15 protein-coding genes are annotated in these 14,442 nt (G+C 63.1%); 12 read left to right on the forward strand and 3 right to left on the reverse strand.

What is annotated here, in order from left to right; translation table 11 throughout:
- Nucleotides 1-200: 200 nt before the first annotated feature.
- The 8 genes from oscA to ACYCCG_RS25425 all read left to right on the forward strand — a co-directional run bounded on the left by oscA (nt 201) and on the right by ACYCCG_RS25425 (nt 6,968).
- A complete protein-coding gene (gene oscA, locus ACYCCG_RS25390; protein ID WP_021783559.1) occupies nt 201-383 on the forward strand; it encodes a sulfur starvation response protein OscA in 183 nt (60 codons plus the stop codon).
- Between the two features lie 50 nt (nt 384-433).
- Nucleotides 434-1,441, forward strand: coding sequence for a sulfate ABC transporter substrate-binding protein (locus ACYCCG_RS25395; protein ID WP_101196385.1), 1,008 nt, complete (start codon nt 434-436; stop codon nt 1,439-1,441).
- A 185-nt stretch (nt 1,442-1,626) separates the two neighbouring features.
- A complete protein-coding gene (gene cysT / locus ACYCCG_RS25400) occupies nt 1,627-2,445 on the forward strand; it encodes a sulfate ABC transporter permease subunit CysT (RefSeq protein ID WP_010955699.1) in 819 nt (272 codons plus the stop codon).
- A gap of 11 nt (nt 2,446-2,456) precedes the next feature.
- Nucleotides 2,457-3,329 carry a sulfate ABC transporter permease subunit CysW gene (cysW, locus tag ACYCCG_RS25405; RefSeq protein ID WP_176682804.1) on the forward strand — a complete coding sequence of 291 codons (873 nt, stop codon included), beginning with the start codon at nt 2,457-2,459 and terminating at the stop codon, nt 3,327-3,329.
- A 3-nt stretch (nt 3,330-3,332) separates the two neighbouring features.
- Nucleotides 3,333-4,322 (forward strand): sulfate/molybdate ABC transporter ATP-binding protein, encoded by a 990-nt coding sequence (locus ACYCCG_RS25410; RefSeq protein WP_021783562.1) that lies wholly within the window; start codon nt 3,333-3,335, stop codon nt 4,320-4,322.
- A gap of 209 nt (nt 4,323-4,531) precedes the next feature.
- Nucleotides 4,532-5,113, forward strand: coding sequence for an alpha/beta hydrolase (locus ACYCCG_RS25415; protein ID WP_459672211.1), 582 nt, complete (start codon nt 4,532-4,534; stop codon nt 5,111-5,113).
- Between the two features lie 64 nt (nt 5,114-5,177).
- The gene (locus ACYCCG_RS25420; protein ID WP_459672213.1) at nt 5,178-6,008 is read left to right on the forward strand and encodes a sigma 54-interacting transcriptional regulator; all 831 of its coding nucleotides are present in this window, start codon (nt 5,178-5,180) and stop codon (nt 6,006-6,008) included.
- A 174-nt stretch (nt 6,009-6,182) separates the two neighbouring features.
- Nucleotides 6,183-6,968: a MetQ/NlpA family ABC transporter substrate-binding protein gene (locus ACYCCG_RS25425; RefSeq protein ID WP_021783565.1), complete on the forward strand. Its 786-nt coding sequence runs from the start codon at nt 6,183-6,185 to the stop codon at nt 6,966-6,968.
- A gap of 120 nt (nt 6,969-7,088) precedes the next feature.
- Here ACYCCG_RS25425 and ACYCCG_RS25430 read toward each other — a convergent pair whose 3' ends face one another.
- On the reverse strand, nt 7,089-9,452 hold the full coding sequence (locus tag ACYCCG_RS25430) for a penicillin acylase family protein (protein ID WP_209969294.1): 2,364 nt from the start codon (nt 9,450-9,452) through the stop codon (nt 7,089-7,091).
- An 86-nt stretch (nt 9,453-9,538) separates the two neighbouring features.
- On the opposite strand from ACYCCG_RS25430, the gene ACYCCG_RS25435 reads away from it, so the two are divergent.
- A complete protein-coding gene (locus tag ACYCCG_RS25435; protein ID WP_084850185.1) occupies nt 9,539-10,105 on the forward strand; it encodes a sugar O-acetyltransferase in 567 nt (188 codons plus the stop codon).
- Here ACYCCG_RS25435 and ACYCCG_RS25440 read toward each other — a convergent pair.
- Nucleotides 10,084-10,653 (reverse strand): DUF6436 domain-containing protein, encoded by a 570-nt coding sequence (locus tag ACYCCG_RS25440; RefSeq protein WP_209969299.1) that lies wholly within the window; start codon nt 10,651-10,653, stop codon nt 10,084-10,086. The genes ACYCCG_RS25435 and ACYCCG_RS25440 overlap by 22 nt on opposite strands.
- A gap of 280 nt (nt 10,654-10,933) precedes the next feature.
- Here ACYCCG_RS25440 and bipL point away from each other — a divergent pair, with 280 nt between their 5' ends.
- Complete coding sequence (gene bipL, locus ACYCCG_RS25445; protein WP_459672216.1) at nt 10,934-11,860, forward strand: phospholipase BipL; 927 nt, start codon at nt 10,934-10,936, stop codon at nt 11,858-11,860.
- Here bipL and ACYCCG_RS25450 read toward each other — a convergent pair whose 3' ends face one another.
- Complete coding sequence (locus ACYCCG_RS25450; protein WP_209969302.1) at nt 11,861-12,613, reverse strand: DUF2059 domain-containing protein; 753 nt, start codon at nt 12,611-12,613, stop codon at nt 11,861-11,863. It abuts the gene before it with no gap.
- A gap of 113 nt (nt 12,614-12,726) precedes the next feature.
- Here ACYCCG_RS25450 and ACYCCG_RS25455 point away from each other — a divergent pair, with 113 nt between their 5' ends.
- Together ACYCCG_RS25455 and ACYCCG_RS25460 are read left to right on the forward strand one after the other, a co-directional pair.
- Nucleotides 12,727-13,359: a 2OG-Fe(II) oxygenase gene (locus ACYCCG_RS25455; RefSeq protein ID WP_176683045.1), complete on the forward strand. Its 633-nt coding sequence runs from the start codon at nt 12,727-12,729 to the stop codon at nt 13,357-13,359.
- Nucleotides 13,346-13,849 carry a 2-thiouracil desulfurase family protein gene (locus tag ACYCCG_RS25460; RefSeq protein ID WP_209969306.1) on the forward strand — a complete coding sequence of 168 codons (504 nt, stop codon included), beginning with the start codon at nt 13,346-13,348 and terminating at the stop codon, nt 13,847-13,849. The genes ACYCCG_RS25455 and ACYCCG_RS25460 overlap by 14 nt, the downstream gene beginning before the upstream one ends.
- The last annotated feature ends 593 nt before the right edge of the window (nt 13,850-14,442 follow it).

Here is a 14,442-nt window from a genome sequence, read left to right on the forward strand (position 1 = left end):
CCGCGAATGCGATGGTGCATCGACTACCGCATTCGCGGGTAAACCCGCTCCTACAAGGGGATGTGTGCTTTAAAAAGGTTATATAAAAATTCTTAAACAGTATTTTTAAGAATAACTGCGCCTCACTACTATTGCCCTCAAGCCAGGCGCAACCCCCCTTCAAACCTCTGCCCGGCGCCCTCACTCCAAGGAGAACGAGCATGAGTGCATCTCTGCGCAGCATCGACGGCCAGGACGAAGCCACCCTCTTGCGTGAAATTCAGAGCGCCTTGCGCGACCTGCGTTTCGGTGCGGTGGAGATCACCGTGCACAACGCTCAGGTTGTGCAGATCGAGCGCAAGGAGAAGTTCCGCCTGCAACAGCCCGGCAACAAGCCCGGCTGATCTGCGGTGCAACATCCAAAACTGGAAAAATGCCATTCGGGAGCTTCACCATGTCCATCCGCCGTTATGCGCTCGCCGCCCTGGCCAGTGCTGTTTTTGCCGGTTCCGCCATCGCCAAGGACTACGAACTGCTCAACGTGTCCTACGACCCGACCCGTGAGCTTTACCAGCAGTACAACGCCGAGTTCATCAAGCACTGGCAACAGGCCCACCCGGGTGACAAGGTGAAAATCCAGCAATCCCATGGGGGGTCGGGCAAGCAGGCCCGTGCGGTGATCGACGGCCTGCGCGCCGACGTTGTGACCCTGGCCCTGGCCGGTGACATCGACGAAGTGGCCAAGCTTGGCAAGACCCTGCCCGAGAACTGGCAGACCCGCCTGCCTGACGCCAGCACCCCGTACACCTCGACCATCGTGTTCCTGGTGCGCAAGGGCAACCCGAAAGGCATCAAGGACTGGGGCGACCTGATCAAGAAGGACGTCTCGGTCATCACCCCAAACCCGAAAACCTCTGGCGGTGCGCGCTGGAACTTCCTCGCGGCGTGGGCCTACGGCCTGAAGGCCGGCGGTAGCGAAGAGAAGGCCAAGGCCTATGTGCAGGAGTTGTTCAAGCATGTACCGGTGCTGGATACCGGCGCCCGTGGCTCGACCATCACCTTCGTCAACAACGGTCAGGGCGACGTATTGTTGGCCTGGGAGAACGAAGCCTTCCTGGCCCTGAAGGAAGACGGGGGGGCCGACAAGTTCGACATCGTCGTGCCGTCGCTGTCGATCCTGGCCGAGCCGCCAGTGGCCGTGGTCGACAAGAACGCCGAGCGCAAGGGCAATACCGAGATTGCCACCGAATACCTCAAGCACCTGTACAGCCCGGCCGGGCAGAAAATTGCCGCCGAGAACTTCTACCGCCCGCGTGACGAGAAAGTCGCTGCGGAGTTCGGCAAGCAGTTCCCGAAACTGGACCTGGTGACCATCGACAAGGACTTTGGTGGGTGGAAGGCTGCACAACCGAAATTCTTCAATGATGGCGGTGTGTTCGACCAGATCTATCAGGCACAGTAAGGGCCAAAGGAAAGCGGAGCCGCGTTGCGGCCCATTCGTGGCACAAGGTCGCCTCCACAAGGAACCATGATCCCCTGTGGGAGCGGCCTTGTGTCGCGAATGGGCTGCCAAGCAGCCCCAGCATTCAAAAGCTTGCACCGGCCCGGGATTGTTTCCGGGCTGAGTGCGTTCAACCAGGGATATTTATGTCGCGTCGTATCTCCCCCGTCATACCCGGCTTCGGGCTGACGCTGGGCTACACCTTGGTGTACCTCAGCCTGATCGTGCTGATACCGCTGGCGGCCATGTTCATTCATGCCTCGCAGCTGACCTTCGAGCAGTTCTGGAACATCATCAGTGCGCCGCGGGTGATCGCCGCGCTCAAGCTGAGTTTCGGCACCGCCCTGTTCGCCGCCATCATCAACGGTGTGATCGGTACCCTGCTGGCCTGGGTGCTGGTGCGCTACACCTTCCCCGGACGCAAGATCATCGATGCCATGATCGACCTGCCGTTCGCCTTGCCCACCGCGGTTGCCGGTATCGCCCTGACGGCCCTGTACGCGCCGCAGGGCTGGGTCGGCCAGTTCGCCACCGACCTGGGCTTCAAGATCGCCTACACCCCACTGGGCATCACCCTGGCACTGACCTTCGTGACCTTGCCGTTCGTGGTGCGCACGGTGCAGCCGGTACTGGCTGACATCCCGCGTGAAGTGGAAGAGGCTGCAGCCTGCCTGGGGGCCAAACCACTGCAGGTGTTCCGCCACATCCTGGCACCGGCCCTGCTGCCGGCATGGCTCACCGGCTTCGCCCTGGCCTTCGCCCGTGGCGTAGGCGAGTACGGTTCGGTGATCTTCATTGCCGGCAACATGCCGATGAAGACCGAGATCCTGCCGCTGCTGATCATGGTCAAGCTCGACCAGTACGACTACACCGGCGCGACCGCCATCGGCGTGCTGATGCTGGTGGTTTCCTTCATCCTGCTGCTGCTGATCAACCTGCTGCAGCGCCGCATCGAAACCCCTTGAAGGAGGCCGGCATGTCCAGTTCATCCCTGAGTGCAAGTGCCGCAGCCAACGCCGCCCGCCGTGGCAGTGCCACGGCGCGGCGTATCCTGATCGGCCTTGGCTGGCTGGTCTTCACCCTGTTCCTGCTGCTGCCGCTGGTGATCGTGGTATCCCAGGCGCTGAAGAACGGTTTTGGCACCTTCTTCGAGGCGATTTTCGAACCCGATGCGTTGTCGGCGCTGAAGCTAACCCTGCTCGCCGTGGTTATCTCGGTGCCGCTCAACCTGGTATTTGGCGTGAGCGCCGCCTGGTGCGTGAGCAAGTACACCTTCCGTGGCAAGAGCATCCTGGTCACCCTGATCGACCTGCCGTTCTCGGTCTCGCCCGTGATCGCCGGCTTGGTCTACGTGCTGATGTTTGGCGCGCAAGGCCTGTTCGGTCCGTGGCTGCAGGACCACGATATCCAGATCGTGTTCGCCCTGCCTGGCATTGTCCTGGCGACCATTTTCGTTACCGTACCGTTCGTGGCCCGTGAGCTGATCCCGCTGATGCAGGAGCAGGGCACGCAAGAGGAGGAGGCTGCACGGCTGCTCGGTGCCAACGGCTGGCAGATGTTCTGGCACGTCACCCTGCCGAATATCAAATGGGGCCTGATTTACGGCGTGGTGCTGTGTACCGCGAGGGCCATGGGTGAGTTCGGCGCGGTGTCGGTGGTGTCGGGCCATATCCGTGGCGTGACCAACACCTTGCCGCTGCATGTGGAGATTCTCTACAACGAGTACAACCACGTCGCGGCCTTCAGCGTGGCCAGCCTGTTGCTGATCCTGGCGCTCTTCATCCTGCTGCTCAAGCAGTGGAGCGAGAACCGTATTAACCGCCTGCGCCACAGCGCCGCGGAGGAATGATTCATGTCGATCGAAGTTCGTAACGTCAGCAAGCGCTTCAACAGCTTCCAGGCCCTGAACACTATCAACCTGGACATCAACAGCGGCGAGCTGGTGGCCTTGCTCGGCCCGTCGGGCTGCGGCAAGACCACCCTGCTGCGCATCATTGCCGGCCTGGAAACCCCGGACCAAGGCAACATCGTGTTCCATGGCGAGGACGTTTCCGGCCATGACGTGCGTGACCGTAACGTCGGGTTCGTGTTCCAGCACTACGCGCTGTTCCGCCACATGAGCGTGTTCGACAACGTCGCCTTCGGCCTGCGCATGAAGCCCAAGGGCGAGCGCCCGAGTGAGAGCAAGATTGCCGAGAAGGTGCATGAGTTGCTGAATATGGTGCAACTGGACTGGTTGTCCGACCGCTATCCCGAGCAGCTTTCCGGTGGACAGCGTCAGCGTATCGCCCTGGCCCGCGCCCTGGCGGTGGAGCCGAAGGTACTGCTGCTGGACGAGCCATTCGGTGCGCTGGATGCCAAGGTGCGCAAGGAGTTGCGTCGCTGGCTGGCGCGGCTGCACGAGGATATCAACCTGACGTCGGTGTTCGTTACCCACGACCAGGAAGAAGCCATGGAAGTAGCCGACCGCATCGTGGTGATGAACAAGGGCGTGATCGAGCAGATCGGCTCGCCAGGTGAGGTATACGATCAGCCGGCCAATGATTTCGTCTACCACTTCCTCGGTGACTCCAACCGCCTGGCCTTGAGCGAAGGGCATCACGTGCTGTTTCGCCCGCACGAGGTGTCGCTGTCGCGGCACGAGACCGAAGGACACCATGCGGCCGAGGTGCGCGACATTCGGCCGTTGGGCGCAACCACGCGGGTGACCTTGAAGGTGGAAGGGCAGAGCGAGCTGATCGAGGCCGAGGTGGTGAAAGACCATGACAGCCTGACCGGGTTGGCGCGGGGGGAAACGTTATTCTTCCGGCCGAAGGTGTGGCAGAAGGTGGCGGATATCTGAGTCGCACAAGGATAAGAGAACCCGGGCATGGTCCCGGGTTTTTTTACCTGAAAGGTGGATGGGGCGGTTATGCAGGCCTTTACGCGAGAGCGACTGCAGTGTGTTGTTTATTCTATTAAGGAATTATCAAATATTTTATTATTCCTTTACGTATATGTCGCCTTCCCTATACTTGTCTCCAAGCACGCAAACTTACTGGAGGCGTCCCCATGCGCAATGACTCGATTCGCTACCTGATTGTGCCGGGCTGGCAAGGGTCGCCAGACAACCATTGGCAGAGTCACTGGCAACGCACCCTGCCCAACAGTGCACGGGTCGAACAGGAAGACTGGCTTACCCCGCAGCGGCAGGACTGGGTGCACGCGCTGGAGCAGGCGATTGCCGCCGATCGCTCGCCGGTGATCCTGATTGCCCACAGCCTCGGTTGCATCACTGTCGCCCATTGGGCTGCGCAGGCAAGCCCGGCCTTGCTACGGCAGGTGCGTGGTGCACTGCTGGTGGCGCCGGCAGATGTCGAACGGCCCACTTGCGCGCCAGTGCTGCGCAACTTTGCGCCGATCCCTACCGAGGTGCTGCCGTTCCCCAGCCAGGTCGTCAGTTCGGACAACGACCCGGCCGTGGGCGTGCCGAGGGCGCTGTACCTGGCCCAGGCATGGAACGCCGAAGCAGGGTTGCTGAGCAATGCCGGGCATATCAACGTCAAGTCCGGTCATGAGCGCTGGGAACAAGGCTTCGCCTACCTGTATCGCTTGCAGAGCCGGATCGAGCAGCGCGCACTGCGCCGCGCCTGATCGCCCTCACTTTTCACCCTTTGCCTGACGCCTGGCCATCACGGGCCTGGGGCGGGAGTTCGTCATGACGTTTCAAAACCCGTTCGGCCAGCCGCTGCTGACCTTCCCCGAGCTGGACAAGAGCCCGCTGAGCATTCGTGCCAAGGCGCTGGTGTTCATCGACCCGCGCTCGCAGCAGTTGCGCGAGGACCTTGAGCGCCTGGCGCCACAACCTTTGCCGGTGCTGATCCGTGGCGAGACCGGCACCGGCAAGGAGCTGCTGGCTCGGCAGATCCACCGTACCAGCGACCGTGGAGGGTTGTTCGTGTCGGTCAACTGCGCGGCCATCAGCCCCACCTACGCCGATGCCGAGCTATTTGGCTATAGCGCCGGTAGCCATGGCGGTACGGCCAGCAGCCGCGCCGGCTGGTTCGGTTCGGCCAGCGGCGGCACCTTGTACCTGGACGAGATTGCCGACTTGCCGCTGGCCATCCAGGGCAAGCTGCTGGCGGCTCTGGAAAACCGCGAGGTCACTCGGGTGGGTGCGCAGCAGCCACAGCCGGTGGATGTGCGCCTGGTCGCCGCCACCAGCATCGACCTGGCGCGTGTGGTACGTGCAGGGCGCTTCAACGAGCGCCTGTACCAGTATCTGCGCGAGGGCGCGCTGGAGCTGCCGCCGCTGCGCGAGCGACCGGGCGATATCCTGCCGCTGGCCGAGTACTTCGTGGGCATCTACAGCGTGCGCCTGCAGCGGCCTGTGCCCTTGGTGAGCGAGGCGGCGCAGCAGGTGCTGGAGGCACATTTCTGGCCCGGTAATACCCGCGAGCTGGAGAACGTCATCCACTTTGCCTTGCTGGTCAATGACGGCGAAGAGATCCTGCCAGAGGATCTCGACCTGCCCGACCCCGCGCGTTAGGCATCGCTCATGGGGAGAGCGGCTGATGCCATTATGTTTTTGGAATAAGCAGCTAAGTAAAAGATATTGTTGCGGAATAAAAAATTTGGGTATCGTCCGCCTCAAGCCCACTGGTGACCGGTTGGGCACCCGATTCGCCATCGTCGATGGCCCAGATTCAGAACAAGGACCACCATGAAGAAGACCCTGCTGACCACTGCCCTGGCTGCTGCCCTGTCGTTCTCCGGCCTGGCCGCTGCTGCCGAGAAACTGGTGGTTGCCGCTACCCCGGTACCGCACGCCGAAATTCTCGAACTGATCAAGCCGACCCTGGCAAAAGAAGGCGTGGACCTTCAGATCAAGGTCTTCACCGATTACGTACAGCCGAACGTGCAGGTTGACCAGAAGCGTCTGGATGCCAACTACTTCCAGACCCTGCCGTACCTGCAGAACTTCAACGAAGGCAAGGGCACCCACCTGGAAACCGTGGTGGGTGTACACGTAGAGCCCTTCGGTGGTTACTCGAAGAAGGTCAAGGCCCTGAGCGAGCTGAAAGAAGGCGCAACCGTTGCCATCCCTAACGAAGGCAGCAACAGCGGCCGCGCCCTGCTGCTGCTGCAGAAGGCCGGCCTGATTACCCTGAAGGACCCGAAGAATGCCCTGGCCACCCCCAAGGACATCGCCGAGAACCCGAAGAAGCTGAAGTTCCGCGAGCTTGAGTCGGCCATGCTGCCCCGTGTGCTGGACCAGGTCGACCTGGACATGATCAACACCAACTATGCCCTCGAAGCTGGACTGAACCCGGCTAAAGATGCGCTGGTGATCGAAGGTTCCGATTCGCCCTACGTGAACTTCCTGGTGGCCCGCCCGGACAACAAGGACAGTGAGGCCATCCAGAAACTGGCCAAGGCCCTGACCAGCCCGGAAGTCAAGGCATTCATTGCCAAGAAGTACCAAGGTGCCGTACTGCCGGCGTTCTGATTTCGCTAGCAACGCCCGGTATGTGCCAACGCCGACACCTTTGTGTCGGCGTTTTTTTTCAGCCCTGCCCGCACAGCACCCTAGAGCCCTTTTGCTGCGAACCGGCTGCAAAGCAGCCCCTTACCTCGGGGGTACCAGCCGTAAGGTACTCTGCGCCGGAATCACCCCCATCTGCGCCCGCTGATACTGCCCCTGCACATACCCCTCAGCCTGGTCCGCGTAATGCCGGTCGAACGGCACGCCACTCTGCCCGACCGGGTTGATGGTCAGGGCCTGCCCGGCATCGGCGAAGTCGATCAGCCGCCGCGTCGACGGCCCATAGGTCACCGGCCATGGCGCAGAGCTGATCTTCGCCGAGAGGTTGTTCGGCACCTCATGGGTACCGGGTGCGGCGAATGGCCCAACGTTGAACAGCAGGTTCAGCGGCTTTTTCACCCCAAGCGGATGGTTGTGGGTCAGGGTATGGGCCTTGCCCCATTGCCAGCTGGCCGGATCGCTGCCCAAGGTGTCACGCAGATGCTTCAAGCTTTTCTGCCAGGCCGTGCGCACGACGGCGGTACGGTCGGTATGCTGGCTGCCACCACGGGTGTTCCACCAGGGTGAATCGGCTTGCGCTGCCAGGCGTGGCAAGGCGGCGTCGATCACGCGGGTGCTGATCAGCACCGGGAACCAGGTATCGCCCAGCTCGTCATGCAGGGCCGCGAATGCCAGTTCATAGAGGAACTGGTTGAACAGTGTGGCGCTGGTCGAGTCGAGCGGGTAGTCGCCAGCCCAAGCCGCCAGTTGCTCGACCAGCTCTTTCTCTTCGTCACCTTCGGCCACTGCACGCAGGGTTGCCAGGAGCGGGGCAAGGGTGCGCGGGCCATAGTCACTGGCGGTGTCCAGCTGCAGTGCCTGGCTGTTTTGGGTGTCCCATTTCACCTCTGGGTTGGCCAGGTGACGATCAAGCTGGCGGCCACGGTTGGGCAGGTTGTAGTAACCCGGTATCGGCACCGCCGCCGGTGGCTGGTAGTTGGCCGAAACGATATAGCCGCGCGTGGGGTTTTCCTGCTGCGGGTTGACGCTGAAGGGGTAGAAACCGAGCTTGTCGGCCTGCGCATTGGCGCCGTCGAGGATGAACGCCGGGTCGACGCCGTCGGGGCGGATTGGCAGCTTTGCCGCTGCCCACCAACCGATATCGCCACGGGCATTGGCCCAGACAAAGTTGAGCCCGGGCGCGTGAACCTTGGCGGCGGCCTCGCGCATCTTGCCCAGGGTGTCGGCGCGGTTGAGCTGGTAGAAGCCGTCGAGGATCGGGTTTTCAGTTTCCAGGAATGCCCACCACATGGCGATTGGCGTGGTGCCGGAGGTACTGCCCAGCACGTTGTTGACGATCGGGCCGTGGGGCGAGCGGCGCAAGCTGATGGTGACCGGCTGCTCGCCTTTGACAGCAATCTTCTGTTCGGTCATTTCCAGTGTGCGCCACTGGCCATCGACCATCACCTGATCGGCGTTGGCGGGGTTGGTCTTTTCGGCGACCAGGTCAACGTCATCGTTCTGGAACATGGTCAGGCTCCAGCCAAAGTCACGGTTGTGGCCGAGCAGGGCGAACGGGTTGAGTGCCTGGAAATAGCCGTAGAGGTTGAAGCCGGGCGCTGACAGCTCGGCTTCATACCACACCGCAGGTACGGCGAAGCTGATGTGCGGGTCGCCAGCCAGCAACGGCTTGCCACTGCGGGTGCGGCTACCCGCCACCGCCCAGGCGTTGCTGCCTTCGAACTGCGGGATACCGGCGTCGCTCAGCGCCTCATGGCTTAAGCGCGCAAGTGCTTCCAGGCTTTGCCAGTCGGCGGCGGCCAGTGGCGTGCCCAGCGCGCCCTCGGGTTGCCAGCCAAGGTCGAATATTTTCAGGTAGTCAGGCCCAAGCTGGTCGCGGATGTAGGTCAGAGCAGGCTCGGTGCGGAACGCGGCGGCAAAACTGTAGGCCAGGTAGCCGGCGATGCTCAGCGTGTCCTCGGCGGTGAACGGGCGCGGGGGGATGCCGAGCAGGTCGAATTCCGTGGGTTTGGGGTGGCTGGCCTGCCAACTGTTGACCCCATCGAGGTAGGCTTGCAGGGCCTGCCATGCCGGCGCCTGCGGATCCTGCCGCTTGGCCATCAGCGCGGCCTGCTCGCGTATGCGCAGGCTGCGGAACAGGGTATCGGTGGGCAGTAGCTTGTCGCCGAGCACCTCAGCCAGTTCACCACGGGCCAGGCGGCGCAGGATCTCCATCTGGAACAACCGGTCCTGGGCATGCACGTAGCCCAGTGCGCGGTAAAGGTCCGGCTCGCTCTGCGCCTGCAGGTGTGGCACGCCGCGGGCGTCGTAGCGCACGCTGACCGGGGCTTGCAGACCGGCAACGGCGACCTCGCCCTCGCGCTGCGGCAGCTTGCCCTGCACGTACCAGTAACCGGCGCCAGCGGCCACGGTGACTACCACCGCCAGCAGGGTCAGGCTGCGCTTCATTCAGACTCCTTGTGCATTCAAACGGAAAATGTGGTCCGATCATCGGCGGATTCGCGAACAGAGCATAGCCCCAGGAAGGAGTTTCCATGTCCCTCAGCGAAAAACACAAAATGCTCACCGGCCAGCTCTACCACGCTGGCTGCCCTGAACTGCAGGCTGAGCAGATCGCCAACAAGCACTGGATGCACCGCTACAACAACAGTGTCGAACTGCTCAACGACGCACGCCACGGGCTGCTTGTGGAGCACTTTGGCCAGGTTGGCGAAGGCGCGGTGATTCGCCCACCGTTCTATTGCGACTACGGCTACAACATCAGCGTTGGCCGTAATACCTTCATGAACTTCAACTGCGTGATCCTTGACGTCGTGCCGGTGCGCATTGGCGACGACTGCCAGATTGGCCCCAACGTGCAGATCTACACCGCCGACCATCCGCTCGATCCTGAAGTGCGGCGTAGCGGGCTGGAGAGCGGGCGGCCGGTGACCATCGGCGACAACGTGTGGATTGGCGGTGCGGCAATCATCCTGCCGGGGGTGAGCATCGGTGATAACGCCATCGTCGGCGCCGGCAGTGTGGTGACCCGGGATGTGCCCGCGGGCGCGACGGTGGTGGGCAACCCGGCGCGGGTCCGTCAGCCCGACCAAGGGCAGTAGCAGCCTACCGCCAGGGTATTGGAGGCGCTGACCTGGCGGCCGTCGAGCAAAGCCTTGAGGATTGGCTCGATGAAGCTGTTGCTGGCGTTGCACACGGCGCCTTCGCTGTACGGGCCAAAGTAAGCCAGGCGGCCTTGCCGGTCCCAGATGGCCACGGCCGGGGAGGCAGGCAGGTGCTCGCTGCCGGGCAGGTGGGTGATGGGTTGCAAGCTACCGATATTGGCCGGTAGCTGGCCGTGGCTGCCAGGCTTTTGCAGCACATGGAAGGTAACGTCGTGGCCTGCGAACTGGCTGACAAGGTCGCCCAGGTGCTGTTGGTTGCCGACGTTGCATGGGCAGGCCGGGTCCCAGAAATGCACCACGCGGATCGGGCCCGCACCGGCCAGCTCGGCAGGTAGCTGTAACTGGCTGCCGTCGAACAGCGTGGCCTGGTTGTCGAACGGGCGCAGGTAGCGAGCCTGAAAGGCGCTGTAGGCCTGCCAGAGGATTACGGCGCCGACCAACAAGGCGATGACCGTGCACAGCGGTTTGATGATTCGGCTATTCATGAAGAGTCGGTGGCCCTTGTGGGAGCAGCTGTCTTGCTCAATTTCTAAAAACTGGCGCGATCCCTGTGGGAGCGGCCTTGCGTGGCGAAAGGGCCGCGCAGCGGCCCCAGGATCTCGGCATCATGCATAGATCGCTGGGGCCGCTTTGCGGCCCTTTCGCGACACAAGGCCGCTCCCACAATTAGTTCGATGCTGGTTGTTCGAGGTGAGCAAGCTTGCCATGGCGCCGGCCAGAGCTGAAGATTCCAGATCAATACTTGCATCAATGTGGATGTACCCGATGCCCCCTGCCTTTCACCCCGAACGCCTGCGCACCAGCCTGGCGCCGTTCACCACTCGCCAGCCACTGTCGGCACAAGCGCAGGACTACCAGCGCTTCTATGGCCTGAACCTGCCGGCACACAGCTGGCTAGGCAGCTTCCAGGCGGCGGGGTTCGACCTGGTCGGGCAGGCCTGGCTACCCGAGCAGCCAAGCGCGACGCTGTTCCTGCTGCACGGCTATTACGACCACATGGGGCTGTACCAGCATGTGATTGCGTGGGCACTCAAGCAAGGTTTTGCGGTGATCAGTTGCGACCTGCCCGGCCACGGCCTGTCCAGCGGCGAGCGGGCCAGCATCACTGACTTCGCGGTGTACCAGCAGGTGCTGGAGGCCTTGTTCGAACAGGTGCACACGCTGCAACTGCCGCACCCGTGGCACCTTTTTGGGCAGAGCACGGGGGGGGCGATTGCCGTGGACCATCTGCTGCACCATGGCGCACGCAGCCCCATCGATGGCCAGGTCATCCTGCTGGCCCCGCTTGTGCGGCCATGTTCCTGGCGCTGGTCGAAGTTCAGTTATTGCGTGCTGCGCCACTTCGTCAATGGCATCGAACGGCGCTTCAGTGAGAACACCAACGACCCGGCCTTCCTGCCGTTCCTGGAGGCCGACCCGCTGCAACCGCGTCGCCTGCCAACGGCCTGGGTGGGCGCACTGATCGCCTGGGTCAAACGCATCGAGGCCGCGCCGCGCAGTGCGCGGCGGCCATTGATCGTGCAGGGGGAGGCGGATGGTACGGTGGACTGGCCCTACAACCTTGAAGTGCTCAAGGCCAAGTTTGCCGAGCCGCAGATCCTGATGCTGCCCGAGGCCCGTCACCACCTGGCCAACGAATTGCCGGGCATCCGCCAGCGCTACTTCGACTTCATCGACCAGCGTCTGGGCTGATCACTTCAGGTCGTCGGCGCTCTGGCCAACCGCCAGGCCGGCGCGCACAGCGGCCAGGGCCGCCTGGTAGTAAGCCTTGCCCTCGGGCGACTCGGCAAAGGTGGCGAACGCTTCCAGTTCGGCATCGGACAGGTCGCGGTAGACGTACAGCAGGGTGTTGTTCAGGTCTTCGCCAATCTGCCCCATCAGTCGCTGGCGCTGGCCATCCAGCAGGCTTTGGGCCTGGCCGCCGCCGAACAGGCCGGGGATCATCGAGCTGAGGCTGTCGGCGGCTACACCGGCGATGGCAAGGCTGACTTCGGCGCCGGCCTCTCGTGCAGGCAGGGCTTGGGCCAGATGGCCGATGACCAGCAGACGATCGTCGCTGGCCTGGATCTTGGGCAGGCCTTTGGCGTTCTTCGCCAGTTCGTCCTTGCGGGTGGCCCTGAGCTCGGCCGCCACCACTTTGCGCCCCAGCGGTGACTGGAAGAAGGCCAGGGCCGGTGCCGGGTTGGCCAGGGTGGCGCGCAGCTTGGTCTGGGCGCGACGGTCCATCGCCTGGGCCTGGAAGCGCTGGTTGCTGTTGTTGACCAGCGCCTGGTAAACGGCGGGTGGCAAACTGTTGCGGTAGCGCTCCTGGGCGGCGGTCAGGGCATCGTTGAAGTGGGCGCGCTGGTCGGGCCAGCCGGCAGCCTTGTACAGTTGATCCAGGTTGTCTGCCCAGACAGGCAAGGTGCAGATCATCAGCAGAATCAGGGAAAACAGACGGCGCATTCAGGACTCCTGTCGGCAGGGGCCTATTGTCCTTGGCCCGGCGCCGGTTTGTCGAGATATCCGCGTGTTTCTCGGCCAAGTGGCGCTGTGCGGCGACAGGGCGAATGGATATGATGCGCGCCATGCACATCTTCCCTGAATACCCGATGCTTGCGGCCGTCGTCGACGATCTGGCCACCCATGGCTGGTCCCAGCAGGCGCAATTTCTGCCTGCCGACCTGGTGCGCGCACTGGCAGCCGAGTGCCGGCGCCGTGATGCCGAAGGCGAACTCAACCCCGCAGGGGTTGGGCGGGGTGCTACCCAGGAGGTGCGCGAAGCCATTCGCGGTGACCAGATCCAGTGGATCGACCCGGGGCAGGCCGAGGCCTGCGACCAGTACCTGGCGGCTATGGATCAGTTGCGCCTGGCGATCAACCAAGGCCTGTTTCTGGGCCTGGAAGACTTCGAATGCCACTTTGCCCTGTACCCACCGGGGGCGTTCTATCGCCGGCACCTGGACCGCTTCCGCGACGATGACCGGCGTATGGTCTCGGCGGTGCTTTACCTCAATGAAGGCTGGCAACCGCATGACGGTGGCCAGTTGCGCATGTTTCTGGCCAACGGTGTCGAGCACGATGTCGAGCCAGTGGCCGCTTGCCTGGTGGTTTTCCTGTCGGGCGAAGTGCCTCACGAAGTATTGCCGGCCGGGCGCGAGCGGCTGTCGTTGACCGGCTGGTTCAGGAGGCGTGGCAATGACCTTTTCTGATATGCCCAAGGTGTTGGTGAGCGCCTGCCTGTTGGGGCAGCCAGTACGCTATGACGGCCGTGCCAGCGGCCATCCCGATTTGTTGCAGCAGTGGCAGGCTGAAGGGCGCGTCGTGCCGTTGTGCCCGGAGGTGGCCGGCGGCTTGCCGACACCGCGGCCGCCAGCGGAGATACCCGGAGGGCAGGGCCGCGCTGTGCTCGATGGTGACACGCAGGTGCTGACGGTAACGGGTGAAGATGTCAGTGCCGAGTTTCTGGCCGGTGCGCAGTTGGCGCTGGAACTGGTGCGCCGGCATGGCATCCGCGTAGCGGTGCTGAAGTCTGGTAGCCCTTCGTGTGGCAACCGGTTGACCTATGATGGCACCTTCAGTGGTGTGAAAGTGGCGGGGGAAGGGGTAACCACCGCGTTGCTGCGGCGGGCGGGGGTGCAGGTGTTCAGCGAGCTGGAGCTCGACCAGGCGCAGCGGGCTTTGGCTGATATATCTGTTTGAACCTGTGCCGGCCCTTTCGCGGGTAAACCCGCTCCTACACAGATCGGTGGTGGACACACATCGGTGGTTGGACACAGCCCGTCGTGTAGGAGCGGGTTCACCCGCGAAGAGGCCGGCCCTGGTGGCCAATTTCCACCCGCTGTCCACCGTTGCCGCCGCCACCGCATTCGCGGGTAAACCCGCTCCTACACAGATCGGTGGTGGACACACATCGGTGGTTGGACACAGCCCGTCGTGTAGGAGCGGGTTCACCCGCGAAGAGGCCGGCCCTGGTGGCCAATTTCCACCCGCTGTCCACCGTTGCCGCCGCTACCGTATTCGCGGGTAAACCCGCTCCTACACAGATTGGTGGTGGACATACATCGGTGGTTGGACACAGCCCGTCGTGTAGGAGCGGGTTCACCCGCGAAGAGGCCGGCCCTGCTGGCCAATTTCCACCCGCTGTCCACCGTTGCCGCCGCCACCGCATTCGCGGGTAAACCCGCTCCTACACAGATCGGTGGTGGACACACATCGGGGGTTGGACACAGGCCGGCGTAGGAGCGGGTTCACCCGCGAAAGGGCCGGTCCTGCAGGCCAATTTCCACCCGCTG

It is taken from the genome of Pseudomonas sp. VEM90, from assembly GCF_054611535.1.

Bases quoted from the DNA above. Each gene is read 5' to 3' on its own strand.
- bipL (WP_459672216.1), top strand. From the start codon at position 10,934: ATGCCCCCTGCCTTTCACCCCGAACGCCTGCGCACCAGCCTGGCGCCG.
- cysT (WP_010955699.1), top strand. From the start codon at position 1,627: ATGTCGCGTCGTATCTCCCCCGTCATACCCGGCTTCGGGCTGACGCTG.
- ACYCCG_RS25460 (WP_209969306.1), top strand. From the start codon at position 13,346: ATGACCTTTTCTGATATGCCCAAGGTGTTGGTGAGCGCCTGCCTGTTG.
- ACYCCG_RS25450 (WP_209969302.1), bottom strand. From the start codon at position 12,613: ATGCGCCGTCTGTTTTCCCTGATTCTGCTGATGATCTGCACCTTGCCT.
- ACYCCG_RS25440 (WP_209969299.1), bottom strand. From the start codon at position 10,653: ATGAATAGCCGAATCATCAAACCGCTGTGCACGGTCATCGCCTTGTTG.
- ACYCCG_RS25430 (WP_209969294.1), bottom strand. From the start codon at position 9,452: ATGAAGCGCAGCCTGACCCTGCTGGCGGTGGTAGTCACCGTGGCCGCT.
- ACYCCG_RS25415 (WP_459672211.1), top strand. From the start codon at position 4,532: ATGCGCAATGACTCGATTCGCTACCTGATTGTGCCGGGCTGGCAAGGG.
- cysW (WP_176682804.1), top strand. From the start codon at position 2,457: ATGTCCAGTTCATCCCTGAGTGCAAGTGCCGCAGCCAACGCCGCCCGC.
- ACYCCG_RS25420 (WP_459672213.1), top strand. From the start codon at position 5,178: ATGACGTTTCAAAACCCGTTCGGCCAGCCGCTGCTGACCTTCCCCGAG.
- ACYCCG_RS25425 (WP_021783565.1), top strand. From the start codon at position 6,183: ATGAAGAAGACCCTGCTGACCACTGCCCTGGCTGCTGCCCTGTCGTTC.
- ACYCCG_RS25410 (WP_021783562.1), top strand. From the start codon at position 3,333: ATGTCGATCGAAGTTCGTAACGTCAGCAAGCGCTTCAACAGCTTCCAG.
- ACYCCG_RS25435 (WP_084850185.1), top strand. From the start codon at position 9,539: ATGTCCCTCAGCGAAAAACACAAAATGCTCACCGGCCAGCTCTACCAC.
- ACYCCG_RS25455 (WP_176683045.1), top strand. From the start codon at position 12,727: ATGCGCGCCATGCACATCTTCCCTGAATACCCGATGCTTGCGGCCGTC.
- oscA (WP_021783559.1), top strand. From the start codon at position 201: ATGAGTGCATCTCTGCGCAGCATCGACGGCCAGGACGAAGCCACCCTC.
- ACYCCG_RS25395 (WP_101196385.1), top strand. From the start codon at position 434: ATGTCCATCCGCCGTTATGCGCTCGCCGCCCTGGCCAGTGCTGTTTTT.